The 16,707-nt window shown below is 55.0% G+C and carries 21 protein-coding genes; 3 read left to right on the plus strand and 18 right to left on the minus strand.

Annotated elements, in window-relative coordinates:
• Positions 1-207: 207 nt before the first annotated feature.
• From ABX962_RS11850 to ABX962_RS11865, 4 genes are all read right to left on the minus strand, one after another.
• Positions 208-1,095 carry a hypothetical protein gene (locus ABX962_RS11850; RefSeq protein WP_372719606.1) on the minus strand — a complete coding sequence of 296 codons (888 nt, stop codon included), beginning with the start codon at positions 1,093-1,095 and terminating at the stop codon, positions 208-210.
• Positions 1,096-1,439: 344 nt separating this feature from the next.
• Positions 1,440-1,598 (minus strand): hypothetical protein, encoded by a 159-nt coding sequence (locus ABX962_RS11855; protein WP_372719608.1) that lies wholly within the window; start codon positions 1,596-1,598, stop codon positions 1,440-1,442.
• 410 nt (positions 1,599-2,008) lie between these two features.
• Entirely contained in the window at positions 2,009-3,169 is a 1,161-nt protein-coding gene (locus tag ABX962_RS11860; RefSeq protein ID WP_372719610.1) for a DUF1559 domain-containing protein, read from the minus strand.
• A 178-nt stretch (positions 3,170-3,347) separates the two neighbouring features.
• Positions 3,348-3,518: a hypothetical protein gene (locus ABX962_RS11865; RefSeq protein WP_372719612.1), complete on the minus strand. Its 171-nt coding sequence runs from the start codon at positions 3,516-3,518 to the stop codon at positions 3,348-3,350.
• Positions 3,519-3,547: 29 nt separating this feature from the next.
• Here ABX962_RS11865 and ABX962_RS11870 point away from each other — a divergent pair, with 29 nt between their 5' ends.
• Positions 3,548-3,748, plus strand: a complete 201-nt coding sequence (locus tag ABX962_RS11870) for a hypothetical protein (RefSeq protein ID WP_372719614.1) — start codon at positions 3,548-3,550, stop codon at positions 3,746-3,748.
• Positions 3,749-4,074: 326 nt separating this feature from the next.
• Positions 4,075-5,124, plus strand: a complete 1,050-nt coding sequence (gene fliG, locus ABX962_RS11875) for a flagellar motor switch protein FliG (protein ID WP_372719616.1) — start codon at positions 4,075-4,077, stop codon at positions 5,122-5,124.
• A gap of 159 nt (positions 5,125-5,283) precedes the next feature.
• Here the strand turns inward: fliG and ABX962_RS11880 are convergent, their stop codons facing one another.
• The 12 genes from ABX962_RS11880 to ABX962_RS11935 form a co-directional block, all read right to left on the minus strand.
• A complete protein-coding gene (locus tag ABX962_RS11880; protein WP_372719618.1) occupies positions 5,284-6,219 on the minus strand; it encodes a lactate/malate dehydrogenase family protein in 936 nt (311 codons plus the stop codon).
• Positions 6,220-6,295: 76 nt separating this feature from the next.
• Entirely contained in the window at positions 6,296-7,165 is an 870-nt protein-coding gene (locus ABX962_RS11885; protein ID WP_372719620.1) for a class II aldolase/adducin family protein, read from the minus strand.
• 79 nt (positions 7,166-7,244) lie between these two features.
• Positions 7,245-7,520 (minus strand): EutN/CcmL family microcompartment protein, encoded by a 276-nt coding sequence (locus tag ABX962_RS11890; protein WP_372719622.1) that lies wholly within the window; start codon positions 7,518-7,520, stop codon positions 7,245-7,247.
• Positions 7,521-7,542: 22 nt separating this feature from the next.
• On the minus strand, positions 7,543-8,127 hold the full coding sequence (locus ABX962_RS11895; protein WP_372719624.1) for a hypothetical protein: 585 nt from the start codon (positions 8,125-8,127) through the stop codon (positions 7,543-7,545).
• Positions 8,124-8,393 carry a EutN/CcmL family microcompartment protein gene (locus ABX962_RS11900; RefSeq protein ID WP_372719626.1) on the minus strand — a complete coding sequence of 90 codons (270 nt, stop codon included), beginning with the start codon at positions 8,391-8,393 and terminating at the stop codon, positions 8,124-8,126. The genes ABX962_RS11895 and ABX962_RS11900 overlap by 4 nt, the downstream gene beginning before the upstream one ends.
• 114 nt (positions 8,394-8,507) lie before the next feature.
• On the minus strand, positions 8,508-9,929 hold the full coding sequence (locus tag ABX962_RS11905; protein ID WP_372719628.1) for an aldehyde dehydrogenase family protein: 1,422 nt from the start codon (positions 9,927-9,929) through the stop codon (positions 8,508-8,510).
• 70 nt (positions 9,930-9,999) lie between these two features.
• Positions 10,000-10,311 carry a EutN/CcmL family microcompartment protein gene (locus ABX962_RS11910; RefSeq protein ID WP_372719630.1) on the minus strand — a complete coding sequence of 104 codons (312 nt, stop codon included), beginning with the start codon at positions 10,309-10,311 and terminating at the stop codon, positions 10,000-10,002.
• A 23-nt stretch (positions 10,312-10,334) separates the two neighbouring features.
• Positions 10,335-11,522 (minus strand): acetate/propionate family kinase, encoded by a 1,188-nt coding sequence (locus ABX962_RS11915; RefSeq protein WP_372719632.1) that lies wholly within the window; start codon positions 11,520-11,522, stop codon positions 10,335-10,337.
• A 95-nt stretch (positions 11,523-11,617) separates the two neighbouring features.
• The gene (locus ABX962_RS11920) at positions 11,618-11,887 is read right to left on the minus strand and encodes a BMC domain-containing protein (protein WP_339941958.1); all 270 of its coding nucleotides are present in this window, start codon (positions 11,885-11,887) and stop codon (positions 11,618-11,620) included.
• Positions 11,888-11,967: 80 nt separating this feature from the next.
• On the minus strand, positions 11,968-12,264 hold the full coding sequence (locus ABX962_RS11925) for a BMC domain-containing protein (protein WP_372719634.1): 297 nt from the start codon (positions 12,262-12,264) through the stop codon (positions 11,968-11,970).
• Positions 12,265-12,371: 107 nt separating this feature from the next.
• Positions 12,372-13,052 (minus strand): phosphate propanoyltransferase, encoded by a 681-nt coding sequence (pduL, locus tag ABX962_RS11930; RefSeq protein ID WP_372719642.1) that lies wholly within the window; start codon positions 13,050-13,052, stop codon positions 12,372-12,374.
• A gap of 73 nt (positions 13,053-13,125) precedes the next feature.
• On the minus strand, positions 13,126-13,983 hold the full coding sequence (locus ABX962_RS11935; RefSeq protein WP_372719636.1) for a DeoR/GlpR family DNA-binding transcription regulator: 858 nt from the start codon (positions 13,981-13,983) through the stop codon (positions 13,126-13,128).
• A gap of 392 nt (positions 13,984-14,375) precedes the next feature.
• Between ABX962_RS11935 and ABX962_RS11940 the strand changes: the two genes are divergently transcribed.
• Positions 14,376-15,170: an SDR family NAD(P)-dependent oxidoreductase gene (locus tag ABX962_RS11940; RefSeq protein WP_372719638.1), complete on the plus strand. Its 795-nt coding sequence runs from the start codon at positions 14,376-14,378 to the stop codon at positions 15,168-15,170.
• Between the two features lie 154 nt (positions 15,171-15,324).
• On the opposite strand, the gene rimI is transcribed toward ABX962_RS11940, so the two are convergent.
• Together rimI and ABX962_RS11950 are read right to left on the minus strand one after the other, a co-directional pair.
• Complete coding sequence (rimI, locus tag ABX962_RS11945; RefSeq protein WP_339942039.1) at positions 15,325-15,801, minus strand: ribosomal protein S18-alanine N-acetyltransferase; 477 nt, start codon at positions 15,799-15,801, stop codon at positions 15,325-15,327.
• A 392-nt stretch (positions 15,802-16,193) separates the two neighbouring features.
• Positions 16,194-16,707, minus strand: a 514-nt coding sequence (locus ABX962_RS11950) for a PLP-dependent transferase (protein ID WP_372719640.1), incomplete at its 5' end; no start/stop codon positions are given.

Consider the following 16,707-nt stretch of genomic DNA (forward strand, 5'->3'; position numbering starts at 1 on the left):
CGGACGTGGCGGCGTTGTTTTCGTTGGCCGTTTCACTCAACGGTTCGGACATGGATTGGGCTCTCGTATCGTTGGGGAATTTTCGCTGGCGTCCCACCAAGCTGGTTCTTAAGCATCGGTGCGAACAAGACGGGGGCGAACAAGACGGGCACAAAACACGGCCACCGATGGCGCCGGAATCTGAAAAATTCGCAACGGATGCTCCTCCTAGCTTAGCGGATTCGCATCGAGTTCATGCAGACGACGCTCGCCGCAAATTCCGCCGGTGGGAAAGCCATTCAAGTACGCATTAAAACGAAGTCGAATTGGCTGGCGTTTGCCCATTTTTGACAGATCCATCCATTCGTCCATCGTTGTTTGCCCGACCGGAAATGTCGTGATCAATTTTGCAGGCTTGGTTCCCTCGCAAATTGAATAAACCAATAAACCTCGATTTCGCTCGTCGCTGGTTGATCGCGGAAAGGGAAATAGATCGGTCCGCAATTGCACGTTGCGAGGTTGCTGCTTGAAATTACTTTGTCGCTTCTTGGGATCACCGCCGAGCTGAAAGGACTCTACGATACGATGCCCGTTGATGTGAGCGATTTCGTCCAGGTTGAGATTGGCCATGCTGCCGACGATTTTCACGGGCGGCTGATCTCGCAATGACAACTGTGACAGAAAGACGGTTAAATTGCCGAGCAACGTTCCTCGACGTGGCAGCGGCTGTAATGATTGACGCGGCAAACCGAATCCGTCTTCGATCGTTGATTGGATCCAACGGTCTCGTTTGAATCCGTAGGGCGTCTCGATTCGGCTAAGCAAATATCCGTAGGTGTGCTGGATCCCCGCGTGGAACCCGGGCGGGCGCATCGGCACGCCGGTGATCTCGCCGAGTAGCGAGAGGATTTCAGCAGCCACGATGTCTTGGTTTGCCAACTCGTCGGTGTTTACCGATCGCCCCCACCGCTTTAGCACCGATCGCTCGTCGCCCACTCGCCGCAGATGCCGATACAAACGAGGCATACCAACCCGCAAACGTGTGAATCGATCTGGCTCGCTTGCCGCTGCCGATAGTTGCTCGCTAAGCCTCGGTAACGCGGTCTCTAAGTCCAAATGCGATTCCTATTCCAATCTCGCGAGTCCACTACAAAAGCCACCTGCTTAGTGCCTGCCCAGAATCAATGATCGGCGTCAGTCCTTTGTTCACTGGCCCGTGTTCCCAAACCGCCCGTGTTTCCAAACCGCCCCACAACGTCATGCGGGCTAGGAATCGGCAACTCGTTTTCGTCGAGGACGTTAAGCGGGGCCGGAGCGTTCCAATTGTCAGTGTCGAATGTGTTGGCGATAAACTTAACCACACCATCGCCGAACGCACCATAGCAACCGCCCAGATAATAACTGCACGCCGTTCCATCTGCAAAGGCATGACCGAGACTGTCTTGGCTGGTTCCTAGCGTTCAGGGATCTGAAGCCATTGCCTTCTCGTACGCTTCGACTTCCCGCTGAAAGTCGGCGTCCGATTTTACCGACGGTTCGTCCCCCGAACCACTACCGCCACAACCGACGAGGGGGACCATGGTGAAGAGCACACCGGCAATGAAGAGTGTTTTAAACATGGGAATCTCGACGTCAAAAGATTTCGAATCTGAAAAGAATGGCGCTGCTGCGTTGGGATGAATTCGATTTCGATTTCATTACAAGCATCCGATGTGCCACTGGAAATCTATCATTTTCCCGATTTGATCCAACGAGTTTTTCGGACGCGGTCGGCAAATTGCGGAAAACCAAAAGGCGACATTCTCTATGACTGCCCCCTTACACAAACTTCCGCCGAAAGTAGCAAACGGGGCGGATTGCCGCAAATCGGGAACCGCAGGCTAAAAAATGTCTTCACCTCAGACGTAGAAACCGACCAAAGCCCCTGGGTAGAGGGGGGGGGCTCTTTTAGGTCCTGCGGTCCTCGCCAACGAAAAAAGCCGAACTCGCGAAGAGTCCGGCTTTCAAGATGATGGTTATGGTCGCCGCATTATTCGAGCGATTGAACTTCTTTAGAAGCGCGTGTTCCGAGGGCGCCCCACAAACCGTAGGTGCTCATTTGGCCGGCGCCCGCAGGGGCCGCATTCTTGTTGCCTGCTTCGATGCTGTCGGTGATAAACTTGACCGCCCCGTCACCCATCAAGACATGGACGCCCCCTTGGTGACGGCTTCCCATCGACGAGACTCCGGTGCCGCTGTCGCCGGTTTCTGCAAAACAGCTAGGGGCGTTTGGAGGCAGGATGGTTTGCACCGCAGTGTAAAACACACGGCCATCGGCCCAACGATAACCACGCGATTGGTTTCCAGAGGACACGTTCGAGGTGAAGAATTGAGGACGAGCTGGATTGACGTAGGTGTAACAAAGCCCTGGATCGAGTAGCAGCGTCGCGAATGGTGCACTGTTACGATTGTCGGCGATGATTTCGTTCGCTCCCAAACTGGTCGCCATTTCGCCCATCGCAATGGTATTGGCAAGTCCATCAAGTACATCGCGGAACGCGGTCTTATGACGTGACCAAAAGAAACCACGATTGGTAGTTCGCGCCGTGTTCGCAGTGGCGCTGTCGTCGGTCTGAGTGTTTTCGGTCATGTCCTGGGTACCGTTGGTGCCTGGGCGATAGAAGCCCTTGTGGCTTTTGCCACCGGTATTCACATAGTTGATCGTGTCCCCCAAGCTGACAGCGTAGTTGGTCCGTCCAAGTGCCGGGGCGCCAACCCCAGGATCGCTTGGGCAACGAAACGCTGCAACGTCGGTGATCCAAGCGGGGTGCGACGTCCAAGGGGTAGGTCCCATTGCCGGATAAATTCCATTGGGATTGCTAATCTGTTCCCATAACGCTTGTTGTTCGTTGAATGGCAATAAGCCAACCAAGGCGCTCAAGAACAGGCGATTACTGTTGTTGCTGTTCGGAGACGCCACCAATTCGCGGGTGCCTCCCATGTGCAACGGAAGCTGATTGTATGCCGAGTGATAGTTGTGGATCGCCAAGCCGATCTGTTTAAAGTTGTTGCTACAACTCATTCGCCGAGCCGCTTCGCGTGCCGCTTGAACCGCAGGCAACAGCAGCCCAACCAGCACTCCGATGATGGCGATCACGACGAGTAATTCGACCAACGTAAAGCCAGATCGAGTACGTGCAAAATTCTTCATGTGCAAAATCCAATTTGATAAAACATTGAAACAAAAGAGAAAATTTCAAATGGACTGACAGCGCATACCGCAAGCGACTTCGGTCACAAACGAACCAAAACTCACTGTTTTTGAACTGCGTCTTTAGACGTGACCGTGCGATCCTCCACTCACAGATCGCTCGACCACCGATGGGAGATCAGCCTTCACCGCGCATTTGGCGCTCATACAACTCGGCTTCTTTAGCCAAGTCGGCATCGGATTTAACCGGTTGCTCGATCACGGTCGCTGGCTCGCGTCCGCCACACCCAACAACAGGGACGACACCGAAAACAGCAGCAACGAGCAGGGTAACTTTCAAGTGATTCATGTACCGCTTAGGGGAAGGAAATGAGAGGGATGGAAACCACCATTGGACGCTTTGTGAAACAAGAAAAGTGCCTCAAGGTTTCGTTGCTGAATTCTATTTCTGCGAAAGTTTATGAATATAGAAATTCCACCAATTTGCTGCTAATCGAACCCAATAAATCCCAAACAGGGGTTCATCCGAAGCTCGATGATCGAGGGGGCGCCTGGCAAGAGTACGCAAGTGGTCGATAAACGCCTCCGTGACGCGAATACGACCGCAAATACGCATGCTTTGCCCTGTCATTGCCACTTTGGATCGAGGTGGACACTTAGTGACGGGCGTGGCATCGTTTCGCCGCGTGCTCCCTTCATCATGCACTTCGCTCTTTCGTCGCTCTCGATTGGGGCTCTGCGATTCGCATGTGGTTGAAGCGTCGCGAACACGATCCGGAAAACCGCTCGCTTGTCTGAAAAGGTCGCACGTCCGCTAAATCCAGCACAACAAGCAAACTGGAGTGTCAACGCCAGTGACTCGGCAGATTCGCCGATAAGCTTTCGATAAAGGAAGACTTTCTGCGATGACTGAAACCAAGACGAAAAATAAATCGATGTCCTCGACCTCGGCGATGTTCAACGAGGAAGGGCTCAAGAAGGCCGCCGTGCTGCTAAGCTCGATGCCGACCAAGACGGCTGCGCGGGTGCTATCCCAATTGCCGCCGCGGGCGATCGAAGCGATCAGCATCATGATCGCCCAAACCGATTCGTTTGGAGGCGACGAGCAAGAGGTCGTGATCGCCGAGTTTCTGACCAGCAAAGCGAGCTCGATTTACGCCAGTCCCGGGGGACTCGAGCGTGCCAAGGAACTGATCAAAGAGGCGCTCGGCCGCGACGCCGGTGAATTGCTGGGCAATCTGCAACAGACGATCGAATCGATGCCGTTTGGCTTTATCAAGAAAGTTGATGCCCAAACGCTGCTGCAGTTCATTGGCGACGAACATCCGCAAACGATCGCGTTGTTGCTTAGCCACGTCCCGTCGAACTATGCGTCCGAAGTGATGTCGGGACTCGATCCCGAAAAACAGCTTGAGGTGATTCGCCGGATCGCCACGATGGGACGCACCAGCCCGGATGCGGTTGCCGAGCTTGAATTTGGTCTCGAGATGCGGCTCAGCAGCATGGTCAACCAATCGCACAGCAACACCGGCGGTGTGGCTAGCGTGGCGGAGATCCTGAACGTTGCCGAACGCAGCGTCGAACGAAATATCATGGAATCACTCGGACGTGACGATCCCGAATTGTCCGACGAAATTCGCCGCTTGATGTTTGTCTTTGAAGACATCTCGAAACTGGGCGATCGCGATATCCAAGCACTCCTGAAGAACGTCGAAACGTCTCAGTGGGCGATGTCGCTAAAAGGGGCGAGCCAAGTGCTTCAGAACAAGGTGATGAAGAACATGAGCACGCGAGCGGCCGAGAACCTTCGCGAAGAAATGGAGTATCTTGGCAGCGTCCGGATCAGCGAGGTCGAAGCGGTTCAACAAAAGATCGTCGACATCGTTCGCCATCTCGAAGACACCGGCGAAATCTCGCGGCCGACCGGCGAGGAAGAAGAAGAATACGTCAACTAAGTCAGACGACTCTGCAGCAATGCCACGGGAAGGAGTGACAGGAGACAAGTTCACGCAGCCGTTAAGTACGATCCTCGGCTACCTGTCAACCCCCTCGCGAGGCATTGCTGCCTCGGAAGACGTTTGTGTACCTGTCTCAGACTACCTACTCGGCCTAGGTTAAGCGATACGTGGTAAAACGATATCGAGGGTTTTCTTCAATGCACCGCCACTAGCCCGGATTCCTTGGACTTCTTTCGGCCATAAATCGATTTCCAGCTGATTGATTACCCCGGTGCGACCGACCACGGTCGGCACCGAAAGCGCTACATCACGGATTCCGTAGCAACCTCGTTGGACCGAACTGACTGGCAAAATGCAGCGACGATCCAGTGCGATCGCATCAAACACGTCGCGAATGGCGATCCCAACCGCGAAGCCGGCGCCGCCTTTTCGCTTGATCACTTCAGCACCACTGCCACGCGTTCGTGTGAACAGATCATTGGCCATGGTGGCGTTCCAGCCTGGGAATTTATCCAGCGGCAAACCGCCCACCGTCGCACTGCTCCAAATCGGCACCATCGAATCGCCATGTTCGCCCAAGATCAATGCCTTGGTTTGCGTCGGTGGTGCGTTTAGCTGCGCCGCAATCAGCGAGCAGAAACGAATTGTATCGAGCTGGGTTCCCAAGCCGATGACTTGGTCTGCGGGCAAGTCAAGCATTTGTGCGGCAACATAGGTCAACACATCGACCGGGTTGCTGACGACCAACACGATTGCGGATGACTTGGGGCCGGCTGCCTTTACATCGCGAACAATCTGAACGAACAGGTCGGTGTTGCGGTTGATCAGATCGAGCCGCGACTCATCGGGCTTGCGGCGAAGTCCGGCGGTGATACAGATCACATCGCTGTCGGCAATGTGTTCGTAACCGCCACCGACGATACGTTGATCGGCAACACTGGGGCTGCCGTGCTGCAGGTCGAGAGCCTGGCCAACGGCCATTTCTTGGTTGACGTCAAGCAATGCGATTTCGCGAGCGATTCCGCCGCACTGGATCGCGTACGCGGCACAGGACCCGACGAGTCCACCGGCACCAATGATCGAAATTTTCATGTTGTCAGAATTTTATACGTTGCAAGTTTGTATTGAGTGAACCGTTGATACGCCTGGAAGCCTGTCCCACATAGAACTAGGCCTTCATTTGGCGGATCACTTCGTCGGTGATCAGCTTGACGAGTTTCTCTTCGTCAATGCCGCTCGCTGGCGAACTAGCCACTGCAGCCTTGGCTGCCGATGCGACTGCGGATGGCGGTGGGTTGAACGCACGTTGTGCGACGCCCGCTTCGGCCCACGAATCACGGAAGATGTCGTTGGCACAAATGTCACAATTCTCGTACTCGCTGGTGTTACGAGGATCCTTGTAGCCCCACTTGTCCTTCAGATCGAGCAGTTCCTTGGACTTTTCTTGGCTCAAGTAAGAAACGTTGCCAAGCTGTTTCGCCAACATCAACATGCGGCAATACGAGTCAAGAATCTCGGTCCACCAATACGCTTGCTCGACCGTTTCGCCGTAGCTAACCGTACCGTGATTCGCCAAAATCATCACATTGGTTTTCTTGACAAACGGAATGATCGTGTCGGCAAACGCTTGCCCGCCGGGGGTTTCGTACTTGGTGATCGGCACGTCACCGAGGAACACTTCGACCTCGGGCAAAATGCACTGTGGAATCGGCTCGCGAGCGATCGCAAATGCGGTTGCGTGTGGTGGATGGCAGTGAACGACGCTGCGGATGTCTTCGCGTTGGCGATAGATTTCCAAGTGCAACAGGGCTTCGCTACTTCGCTTTTTACGACCCGACAATTGCTTGCCCGTCATGTCAACAAGCGAAATGTCATCAGGGACAAGAAAGCCTTTGCAGTGCAGTGTCGGGGTGCAGAGGACTTCGTTATCGCTGACGCGGACGGTGATGTTTCCGTCATTGGCGGCAGCGAATTGGCGGTTGTAAATCCGCTTGCCGATGTCGCACATGTCTTGTTTGATTTTATGAAGATTCTGCATAGCTGCTTTCCTTTATCGTTACGATGGTCCGCTGTGACGCGGTTCACTGAGCAAGAGGGTCTGTGTATATGTGTGTTAATTAAAGGTCGACTTCGTCCAACAACGCGACAATCGAGGCATCGAGGGGTTTGACATCCGAAAACGGCTGAGCCGCTTCAGGGCCTTCGGCCAACGCCACCCAATCACCAATCCCTGTCCCGCATAAATCCCACGCGATCACGGTGTCACCACCGATCGGTTGGTCGCCGAATTGATCCATCGACTCGACCAATTCGACGCAGCGCAACTTTGCTCCCTGCATCGCGGGATGCGAGCGAGAAAGAGTGACGGTGCCGATCGTGCGAGCGATTTTCATGAGGTTTTGGTTGTTTGTTTCACTATTTCAAAATTCGGGCTGCGACGTTGACCGCCGCAACAAAATTCAATGCGTTCATATCCAGCACCCAAACTTGCGGTGCCAATTCCTTTTCAATCCGTTCGACGGTGGCAATCGAACTGATCATTGCTGCCCGACGTCCGGCACTGCAAATTCGGTAAACCTCTTTGCTCGGTGAGTCGCTTAACACGACCTCGACCGTCGCCGAAGCCCGAATCCCTCGTCGCGCCAACTGCTGCGAAATCGCCGCGGCACGCTCGGGGTTCTCGTTGTCGGTGACCGCCATTTCGGACGGTGGCTGGTTTATTTTTTCGCTTAGCTTTGTTTCGTTTTTTGCACTGCGAGTGATCGTGATCCCAAGCCGTTTCGCTTCGTCGCGTGCCGCCGGAGTGACGATCGCTTTCGTGGTGACTCGTAATTCGTTCTTGCCGCCCCCGGCTGCTTCTTTGACAGTCGCAACCGAGATGACACCGGAAAGCGGCGAGGCGGATTGCTCGCCACTTTCCATTTGGTGCTGTTTGACTCGCTCGATGACTTCACGAACGATCTTGGCTATCCATACCGGATCGATCGATGCGTGGGTCATGCGGGTCTCCGTTCGTCAATCAATCCAATCACGCTCCAGCGTGCTGGGGTATTTTCGTGTTTCGTGATTTCGCGAGCATACGATCCGTCACTCGTTAACATCACTTGGTCCCCTTTGCGACAACCTAAATTGTCCAGTGCAATCAGTGGTGCGCCGTCGGGTGCATCGTCTACGCCCGTGGGCTGGACGATCACAAGCCGCTGGCCCGCCAAGCTGGCGTGCTTCACGGTCGCGCGAGTCGATCCGATGACGGTGGCTGGTTGCATTGGGGGTGAAGTGTTAGAGGGGAATGTTTATGTTTTGTGACAGGCTGGAAGCCTGGGTTGCGTTTGATGACAGGCTGGAAGCCTATCCCACATTCAGGCTGGAAGCCTATCTCACTAAACGACTCGTAGCTCGTCGATCATGCTGCAGCGACGCTCGCGTGTGAACGTCGCAGGTGTCGTAACCCCTTCGCCGGTCGGGCCGGCGATCGAGAACGACAGGTAGCCTTCGCCACCGAGTCCAAGCGACGCCATGGAGGGGCCGTTTTTGACGTACAACGTCGTGTCCATCTCGCGGCCCATCTTGGTCATGTTGTGAACATTACGTGAGTGAATCATGGCGGTGTGCCGGAAACCGTGTTCGTATTTCTTCGCCATGGCGATGGCGTGATCGACATCACGAGCACGCACGAATGGCAGGAACGGCATCATTTGCTCGACACTGACAAACGGGTGGTGTTCGTCGGTTTCACCAAAGACCAGTTCGGTGCCACTTGGAACCGAAACACCCGCCGCTTCGGCCAGGACACTGGCGTCGCGACCGATGAAATCTTTGCACGCCGCGTCATGCTTGTCGTCGCCGACTTTGACAATCGCTTTGCTGGTCAATCGTGCAATTTGCTCGCTATTCAGCTGGACTGCACCGGCTCGTCGCATTGCGTCCATCATCTTGTCAAAGACGCTATCGACCACGAACACTTCTTTTTCGGCGATGCACAACAAGTTGTTGTCGTACGAGGCACCTTGGATGATACAGCGAGCGGCGTTGTCAAAATCAGCGGTCTCATCGACCACCACGGGCGGATTACCCGGACCTGCGACAATCGCTCGTTTGCCGCTGTTCAGTGCCGCACGTCCGACCGCCGGTCCGCCGGTGACGCAAATCAGTGCGACGTCGCGGTGAGCAAACAATTCGTTGGCACTTTCGAGCGTCGGTTCAGCGATCACACAGATAATATTGTCGATCCCCATCTCAGCAGCGATTGCTTCGTTGAAGCGGCGAACCCCTTCGGCAGCAACCCGTTTGCCCGATGGATGCGGATTAACGACGACGGTATTGCCGCCAGCGATCATGCTGACGGCATTTCCGGTGATCGTCGGCAAGCTGTGAGTCACGGGAGTGATCGCGCCGATCACACCGAACGGTGCTCGTTCGATGATCGCCAAACCGTGGTCGCCGCTGAAGCACTTGGTTTCCAAGAACTCAACACCCGGCGACAACTCACCGAGCGTACGCAGCTTTTCGATTTTATGCTCGGGACGTCCGACCTTGGTCTCTTCCATCTCCATCAAACCGAGCTCTTCGCATTGCTCGATGGAGATACGACGAATGATATCGATGATCTGTTTTCGATCTGCGAGCGAGCGCTCACGCAGTTGTTCGAACGCTCGGCGAGCCGCGGTCACTGCCGATGCGGCATCATAAAAAATACCGTGCTGGCCACCGGCGGGTTTGCCATTGGAAGCGGCCGGCATCGGTCCGACTTCGGCCAATACTTGAGCGACCACACTGCGAATCAGGTTTTCGTCGAAATGCATAGTTTAGGTTTCTCGTTATGTCTGCGTTTTATGCGTCGGAATGAGGGAAAGTGAAATCGCTCGGCAGCGATTACTTGTCTCGGTCGTAAACGCTTCGTTTGTCAATGTGAACCGTGTCGACGATGCCGATGATGCAGGCATCGATCGGCAGCGGTTTTGTTTCGGGTGTCAATCGTGCACTGCTGCCTTGCACCACCAACACAAAATCGCCTTCGCCCGCGCCGATCGTGTCGACGGAAATGAACGTTCGCCCGGTTGTGACCAGCCGATCGCGTTTCTCGCCTTCGAGCCGGTAAGGCTCGACGACCAGCAATTTGTGACCCGTCATCGAACTCACTTTCTGAGTGCTGACGATCGATCCGGTTACTTTTGCGATAAACATGTTTGGGTGGAGTTCCTATTTGCCTACGCTTGTTGCAACGCGGATACAGTTTGCCGAGCCACGATGATCTCTTCGTTGGTGGGGATCACCCACAACGCCGTCCGGCTCGATTCGGCGTGAAACGTCGCTTCGCCCTTGAGCGATTTGTTGGCAGCCGGATCCACGACAATGCCAAGCTCTTCGAGCCCTTCGCAGACGCGGCCTCGAATCAGATCGTCGTTTTCACCGATGCCCGCAGTAAACACGATCGCATCAGCACCACCGAGTGCCACGATCATGCCACCGAGGTGCCGGCGAATCTCTTCGACATACACATCGAGTGCCAATTGCGAACCCGCATCGCCCGCTTCGGCTGCTTCTTCGACGTCGCGGATATCTCCGCTGCGTCCACTCAGCCCCAACAAGCCTCCTTGGCTTGCCAAATGTGCCAGCGCCGCGTCGAGCGTCATCCCCGTTCGCTCAATAATTAATGGCAACGCGAAAGGATCAAAGTCACCGACGCGGTTGTTTTGTGGCAACCCCGTTTGCGGCGTCATTCCCATCGTCGTCATCACACTTTGCCGATTCCGGATCGCCGTAATCGAACTGCTGCCGCCCAAGTGACACGAGATCACACGAGCGTCATCGCGACCGAGTAGCTCCGCACTTCGCGTGGCGATATAGCGGTGACTTGCACCATGGAATCCCCATTTGCGAATATGGAATTCGTTGGCCCAATCGCGAGGAATGGCGTATTCCTTACGAGCCGTTGGGATCGTTTGGTGAAAATCGGTCTCGAACGCCGCCACCAGTGGCAGATCGGCAAACCGTTGCTGCATCGCCTTCATCGCGGCAATGTAGGGCGGGTTATGCGCCGGCGCCGCCGCATTCATTTCCGCCATTGCATCAAGCACGTCGGTGTCCACACGGAACACGCCTGACATCCGGCCACCATGAACCGCCTTGAATCCAATCGCCGCTACCTCCGACGCATCCTTCAGTACACCGTGCTCGGGATCGGTCAATTGAGCTAAACAAGCTTCGACAGCGACCCCGTGATCGGGTACCGACATCGTTCGCTCGTCCGACCACTCGCCGATCGAAACGGTACATTTGCTCTCGGTATCCCCGATGCGATCGACCGCACCGCGCGCTAAACAACGCTCGTCGGACATATCGTACAAGCGATACTTGAAACTGGTCGAACCAAGATTGGCTACGAGAACTAGCACTGCAGGCTCTTCGTGGGTAAGAGACATGGATTCCATTCGCTGCATCGACAGACCGCCTGTCGATGCGGATTCAAACTCGGGTTTTGAATCCGACTCTACGACAAAAAAGCCGACGACAAACCTTCGCTAGGACGAGCGATGATGTGGCTGCCAACGAGTTCACCCGCTTGAGCCGCTGCGTTCGCACCCGCTTCAACGGCTGCACGGACGCTGCCGACGTCGCCGCTGACAACGGTCGTCACATATGCACCACCAATGTCGACTCGCTTGACGATTGCTACGTTCGCAGCCTTCGCCATCGCGTCGGTTGCTTCGATCAGGGCCAACAAACCTTTGGTTTCAATCAAACCGATTGCATCGTTCATGTTCTGTATTTCTTATTTTTAGTTTGGTTTTTAAGGAGAGGACTGGCAGGGCCATCGGCCCCGTCCGCGAGAAGCATCAACTACTTTTTCGCGGGAGACGACAGCTTCAGGACCTTGCCCAAGTCATCGTGAGGGCGAGGAATCACCTGCACGCTGACGACTTCACCGATACGGCCTGCCGCAGCGGCGCCAGCGTCAGTGGCTGCTTTTACCGCAGCAACGTCGCCAGTGACGAAAGCGGTGACCAAACCGCTGCCGACTTTGTCCCAACCGAGGAACTGAACATTGGCTGCCTTCATCATCGCGTCGCATGCTTCCATCAGAGCGATAAAGCCCTTGGTCTCGATCATGCCGAGCGCTTCACTAACTTTTGCCATAGGAGTATTACCTTAGGAGTAGAGGAACTAACTGAATGGATAGGAGGTTATGTTTGAACGGAAATTTAAACGCATGAGCCGACGGCGCTAGCCGCGGGCCAATCGCTTTAGTGGTTTTTGCAGGCACAGTCGTCTTTGCGAAGCAGCACTTCGGTTGCCGCTTCGAGGTTGCACGCGTTGCCTTCGTCGGTGTCGATATGCACTTCTAACTTCGCCGCTTCATCGGCTCGCACCAACACGTCTTCGAATACGACGCTGCAATCCGGACTCTTGATTTTCAGCTGCATCATGTCGCCGTTCTTGACGCCAAAATGATCGGCGTCGGCAAAGTTCATGTGAACGTGTCGGGCTGCACGAATGACGCCTTGGTCTAGCTTGACAGTTCCCGCAGGGCCGACCAACACGCAGCCGGGGGTGCCGTCAATTTTGCCGCTGTGACGAACCGGTGCGTTGATGCCCAACGAGATTGAATCGGTTAACGCCAACTCGACTTGACTAAACGGACGCGTTGGCCCCAGTACTCGCACGTTGGGCAGCATGCGGCGGCGAGGCCCAACGACCATCACGGTTTGCTTGGCGGCGTAAAAGCCGTCTTGATACAGATCCTTATCAGGCTCCAGCACGCTGCCGGCGCCAAATAAGATCTCGACGTGCTCGTCGGTCAAATGGACGTGGCGGGCCGAAATGCTGACTCGCAAATTTGGTTTGCCATCGACCCAACCCGGAGGCGTTTTTGCGGAGACACCCGCGTAGCCATTCGGCGACTTGCTGGTGGCAGCACCGCCCATCGACGCCATCACGGCGCTGCGGACGAGGTGTTCAATACGATTGCGATCGATGGTTTGCGTCATTGCTGTGTTTTTAACTTTGTTGTTTTGTGTCCATGTCGTTAACGCCCAGGTCGTTCCGCCCCGCGACATTCAGCCCGGTTCGCGACGCGTCCTGTTCATTTCGCCCCGACGGATTCGCCAAGACTAGTCCGACCCCCGACGTTTCCAAACGCTCTTTCCACTCAGAATCAATTCCTGAATCGGTCACCACGGCGTTCACTTCGTTTAACCCGCATAACCGGCTCAGACTCACCTTGCCAAACTTGCTGCTGTCGGTCACCACGATCGATTGGTCCGCCGCGGCGATCATCGCTTTTTCGCTTTCCACCAGCATCATGTCGCTGTTGAAATAGCCTCGTTCATTGATCCCTGCGACCGACAAAAATGCCTTTCCCACGTTTAAAGTGTGAAGCATCGAGTCGGCCATCGGGCCAATCGCCACTGCGGTTCGTCCGCGAACACAACCACCGATCATGATCAAATCGATCGACTCACTCGAAGAAAGCAGATGAGCCACCGGCAAACTGTTCGTCACCACCTGCAGCGGCCGTTTGACTAAATGTCTGGCCAACTCGTAAGTCGTGCTTCCTCCGTCGAGCAAAATCGTGTCGTGATCATCGATCAACTCCGCAGCCACCAAGCCAATGGCACTTTTGGCAGGCCACATCGTGTCTCGGCGATTGCCAAACACTCGCATCGTCGCGGTCTTGCCCGTCCAAAACACACCGCCGTGTGTCCGTCGTGCATCGCCCGCCTTCTCTAACTCTTCTAAATCGCGGCGAATAGTCGACTCGCTGACCTCCAACGTCTCGGCGAGTTCTCCGAGTGCCGCAAAACCACGGGTCTGGATCAACTCGCGGAGCCGGTCTCGTCGTGATTTTGTTGTCACTTGGGCCTCCTAACCACGAAGTCTTCCTAAGCCGCGTATTTTACTATGAGTGATAGTTTTCTCTCATTTTTGCCGGAAATCAATCACCTATTTGCCTCTAGGGGCGCTTTTTTGCAAACTATTTGGAAGTATTGAGCATTTTCGCGTGTGTCCGGGATCGTCCGACGAGAACATTTTCAGTGGCGAAGAGGAGTGAAACCGCCGACGACTGCTGTGGCAAAGAATCTCAGGCTAACCCCAAACCGCTCCCAATGCAGAAGCGGCATGAATCGGGTAAATTCTTCGATCAACCGCGTTCCATACGTGGTTTGCCCATCGAAAAAGTCAGCGTCACGCCAAGATCGCGGAGCGATCAGCGACTATCCGCGTTCCTCTTGAAACCACGAGACAACATGAGCAATTTGAAAGGCAAACGGGCCGTTATCAGCGGCGCTTCACGCGGAATCGGACGGGGTATTGCGATCCAGCTTGCCAAAGCGGGGGCGGACGTGGTGATCAACTACCGCAACCACGAAGGCGAAGCCGACGAAGCGGTTGCGGCGTGTGAAGCCCATGGCGTCCGCGCGTTTAAGGTCGCAGCCGATTTAGCCGACCAACAGCAAACCGAGGCGCTTGTCGATCAAGCGGCCGAGCTGCTCGGCGGTTTGGATATCGTGGTTAGTAATGCCGCATATAGCGATCGTCACACGATGTTGGCGTCCGATTTGGACGAATTTCGCAAGACGATCGACATCAGCATGTGGGGGGCATTCTATCTGGTCCGTCGCGGTGCCCAGAAGCTTGTTGATGCCGGTAACGGAGGCAACCTTGTCGTGATCAGCAGCCCCCACGCGCACATCGCGATGCCGGGGGCGATGGCCTACAACATGGCAAAAGCTGCGAATGACCAAATGGCGCGGACCGCCGCGTGTGAATTGGCTCAGTACGGCATCCGCTGCAATATCATTCACCCGGGCTGGACCAATACTCCGGGGGAACGCAAGTTCTTTAGCGAACAGACGCTTGAGCAGAAGGGGAGTGAATTGCCGCTCGGCCGCTTGGGGGAACCCGAAGAGATCGGTCGCGGCGTCGTCTTCTTGTGCGACCCTGCAAGCCAGTATATTACCGGCAGCACGATCACCATCGACGGCGGCATTCAATTGCCGTTTAAGGAGATGTATCGCGTTGAAGAAGCCAACGCCAGATAGTGCCATCGTAGGAAAGGCTTCTAGCCTGTCATTACAGCATCTATTTGCCGACGACCGGATTGAAGGCTATTCCCCATTCGGTCAGCGAAACTCGTCGCGAGTTTCGCTGCAGTGGATGAGGTGCCGATGACAGGCGGGAAGCCCGTCCCGCATGTTAGCCGGCCATTCGCGTGATGCGATTGTGTGGCTGCGCGAGTTCTTCGACAGATGCTTGATAGCGGTACTGCATCAAGTAGGCGTCTTCGATTGTGTCTTCGTAGAAATCACGAAGCACCGAGATTGCTTTGAAGCCAACTGATTTGAAGAACAATTGGGCTTCGAGATTGGTCTCGCGAACTTCCAGCATGATTCGATTGCGGCGTTCGTGCGACAGTTTGCCCAGCAATTTGCTTAGCATCGCATGGCCGACCCCACGACGACGGGCGTCGGGATGCACCGAAAAGTTTAGGACGTGCAATCGGTTCTTGTGAAGTTCATAGATCATGAACCCAACGACTTGGTCATCCACTTCGGCGACCATACCGATGCAGTTGCGTTGGCGAAGGCAGCGAATGAAGTCTTCTTCGGTCCAAGCGAACTCAAAGCTCTTGTTCTCAATGCCCAGGACCGCCGGCATGTCGCGGCGAATCATCCAACGAATGTGAGTATTTACAGCCTGCTTGGTATCCATGCTGGACTCCTTTCCACCTGAATGAACCAAATGACCTCAGGGGTGGCTTGCCCTCATGGCGTCCCCAAGGTGCGAAAATAATGTCGTCACCAACGACAAGCGAAGATTAGCAGATGCCCTAAAATGGACCAATACAGAATGTGATCTGTCTGAGAATTTCTTAAAAACGTTTCATGCTATCGCAGAATTCACGTGATATTCACGCAAAACGCAGTGCTTTAACGCCACTTCTCGGTGAACGTCCACGCTGTTTCGCAGCCTGCTGTCTGCGAAAATAGTGAAAAGCATGAGGCGGGAGCCTCTGCGGCAGTGCGTTCCCAGGCAGGAGCCTGGGAAATGAGAGTTAATCCTGATTAGCCGATTGCTTGCGCCAAATCGTTTCGCAAATCCTCAAACGACTCGAGTCCCACGGACAATCGAATCAGTCCATCGGTGATGCCAAACTTCTCGCGATCCGCGGCATCGTAGCTGGCGTGCGACATCGTCGCGGGCTGCTCGATCAACGATTCGACCGCGCCCAGGCTGACGGCCAAATGAAACAGTTTGGTCGATTCGCAAACCTTGGCGGTTTGCTGTTTATCCGCGTCCAATTCAAACGTCACCATGGCGCCGAAGCCTCCATCGAGTGTTTCGGCAGCGAGCGAATGTTGAGGATGCGAGGCGAGTCCGGGGTAGAGGACCGATTTGACTCTGCCGTGCGATTCGAGCCACTGCGACAATTGCAGCGCCGTCGCGGATTGTTCGCGGACTCGCAAATCGAGCGTTTTTAGACCACGAGAAATCAGGAAACAGCTCAGCGGATCCAGCACCGCGCCGGTCGCGTTTTGAATGTAATACAGTTGGTCGTAAAGCGATTTGTCACTGACC

The organism is Novipirellula sp. (genome assembly GCF_041583735.1).
GTDB lineage: Bacteria > Planctomycetota > Planctomycetia > Pirellulales > Pirellulaceae > Novipirellula.

Bases quoted from the DNA above. Each gene is read 5' to 3' on its own strand.
- ABX962_RS11865 (WP_372719612.1), bottom strand. From the start codon at position 3,518: ATGAATCACTTGAAAGTTACCCTGCTCGTTGCTGCTGTTTTCGGTGTC.
- ABX962_RS11905 (WP_372719628.1), bottom strand. From the start codon at position 9,929: ATGCATTTCGACGAAAACCTGATTCGCAGTGTGGTCGCTCAAGTATTG.
- ABX962_RS11880 (WP_372719618.1), bottom strand. From the start codon at position 6,219: ATGAAAATTTCGATCATTGGTGCCGGTGGACTCGTCGGGTCCTGTGCC.
- ABX962_RS11870 (WP_372719614.1), top strand. From the start codon at position 3,548: ATGGAAACCACCATTGGACGCTTTGTGAAACAAGAAAAGTGCCTCAAG.
- pduL (WP_372719642.1), bottom strand. From the start codon at position 13,052: ATGGGCGGTGCTGCCACCAGCAAGTCGCCGAATGGCTACGCGGGTGTC.
- ABX962_RS11900 (WP_372719626.1), bottom strand. From the start codon at position 8,393: ATGCAACCAGCCACCGTCATCGGATCGACTCGCGCGACCGTGAAGCAC.
- ABX962_RS11910 (WP_372719630.1), bottom strand. From the start codon at position 10,311: ATGTTTATCGCAAAAGTAACCGGATCGATCGTCAGCACTCAGAAAGTG.
- ABX962_RS11860 (WP_372719610.1), bottom strand. From the start codon at position 3,169: ATGAAGAATTTTGCACGTACTCGATCTGGCTTTACGTTGGTCGAATTA.
- ABX962_RS11885 (WP_372719620.1), bottom strand. From the start codon at position 7,165: ATGCAGAATCTTCATAAAATCAAACAAGACATGTGCGACATCGGCAAG.
- ABX962_RS11920 (WP_339941958.1), bottom strand. From the start codon at position 11,887: ATGAACGATGCAATCGGTTTGATTGAAACCAAAGGTTTGTTGGCCCTG.
- ABX962_RS11890 (WP_372719622.1), bottom strand. From the start codon at position 7,520: ATGAAAATCGCTCGCACGATCGGCACCGTCACTCTTTCTCGCTCGCAT.
- fliG (WP_372719616.1), top strand. From the start codon at position 4,075: ATGACTGAAACCAAGACGAAAAATAAATCGATGTCCTCGACCTCGGCG.
- ABX962_RS11855 (WP_372719608.1), bottom strand. From the start codon at position 1,598: ATGTTTAAAACACTCTTCATTGCCGGTGTGCTCTTCACCATGGTCCCC.
- ABX962_RS11895 (WP_372719624.1), bottom strand. From the start codon at position 8,127: ATGACCCACGCATCGATCGATCCGGTATGGATAGCCAAGATCGTTCGT.
- ABX962_RS11925 (WP_372719634.1), bottom strand. From the start codon at position 12,264: ATGGCAAAAGTTAGTGAAGCGCTCGGCATGATCGAGACCAAGGGCTTT.
- rimI (WP_339942039.1), bottom strand. From the start codon at position 15,801: ATGATTCGCCGCGACATGCCGGCGGTCCTGGGCATTGAGAACAAGAGC.
- ABX962_RS11940 (WP_372719638.1), top strand. From the start codon at position 14,376: ATGAGCAATTTGAAAGGCAAACGGGCCGTTATCAGCGGCGCTTCACGC.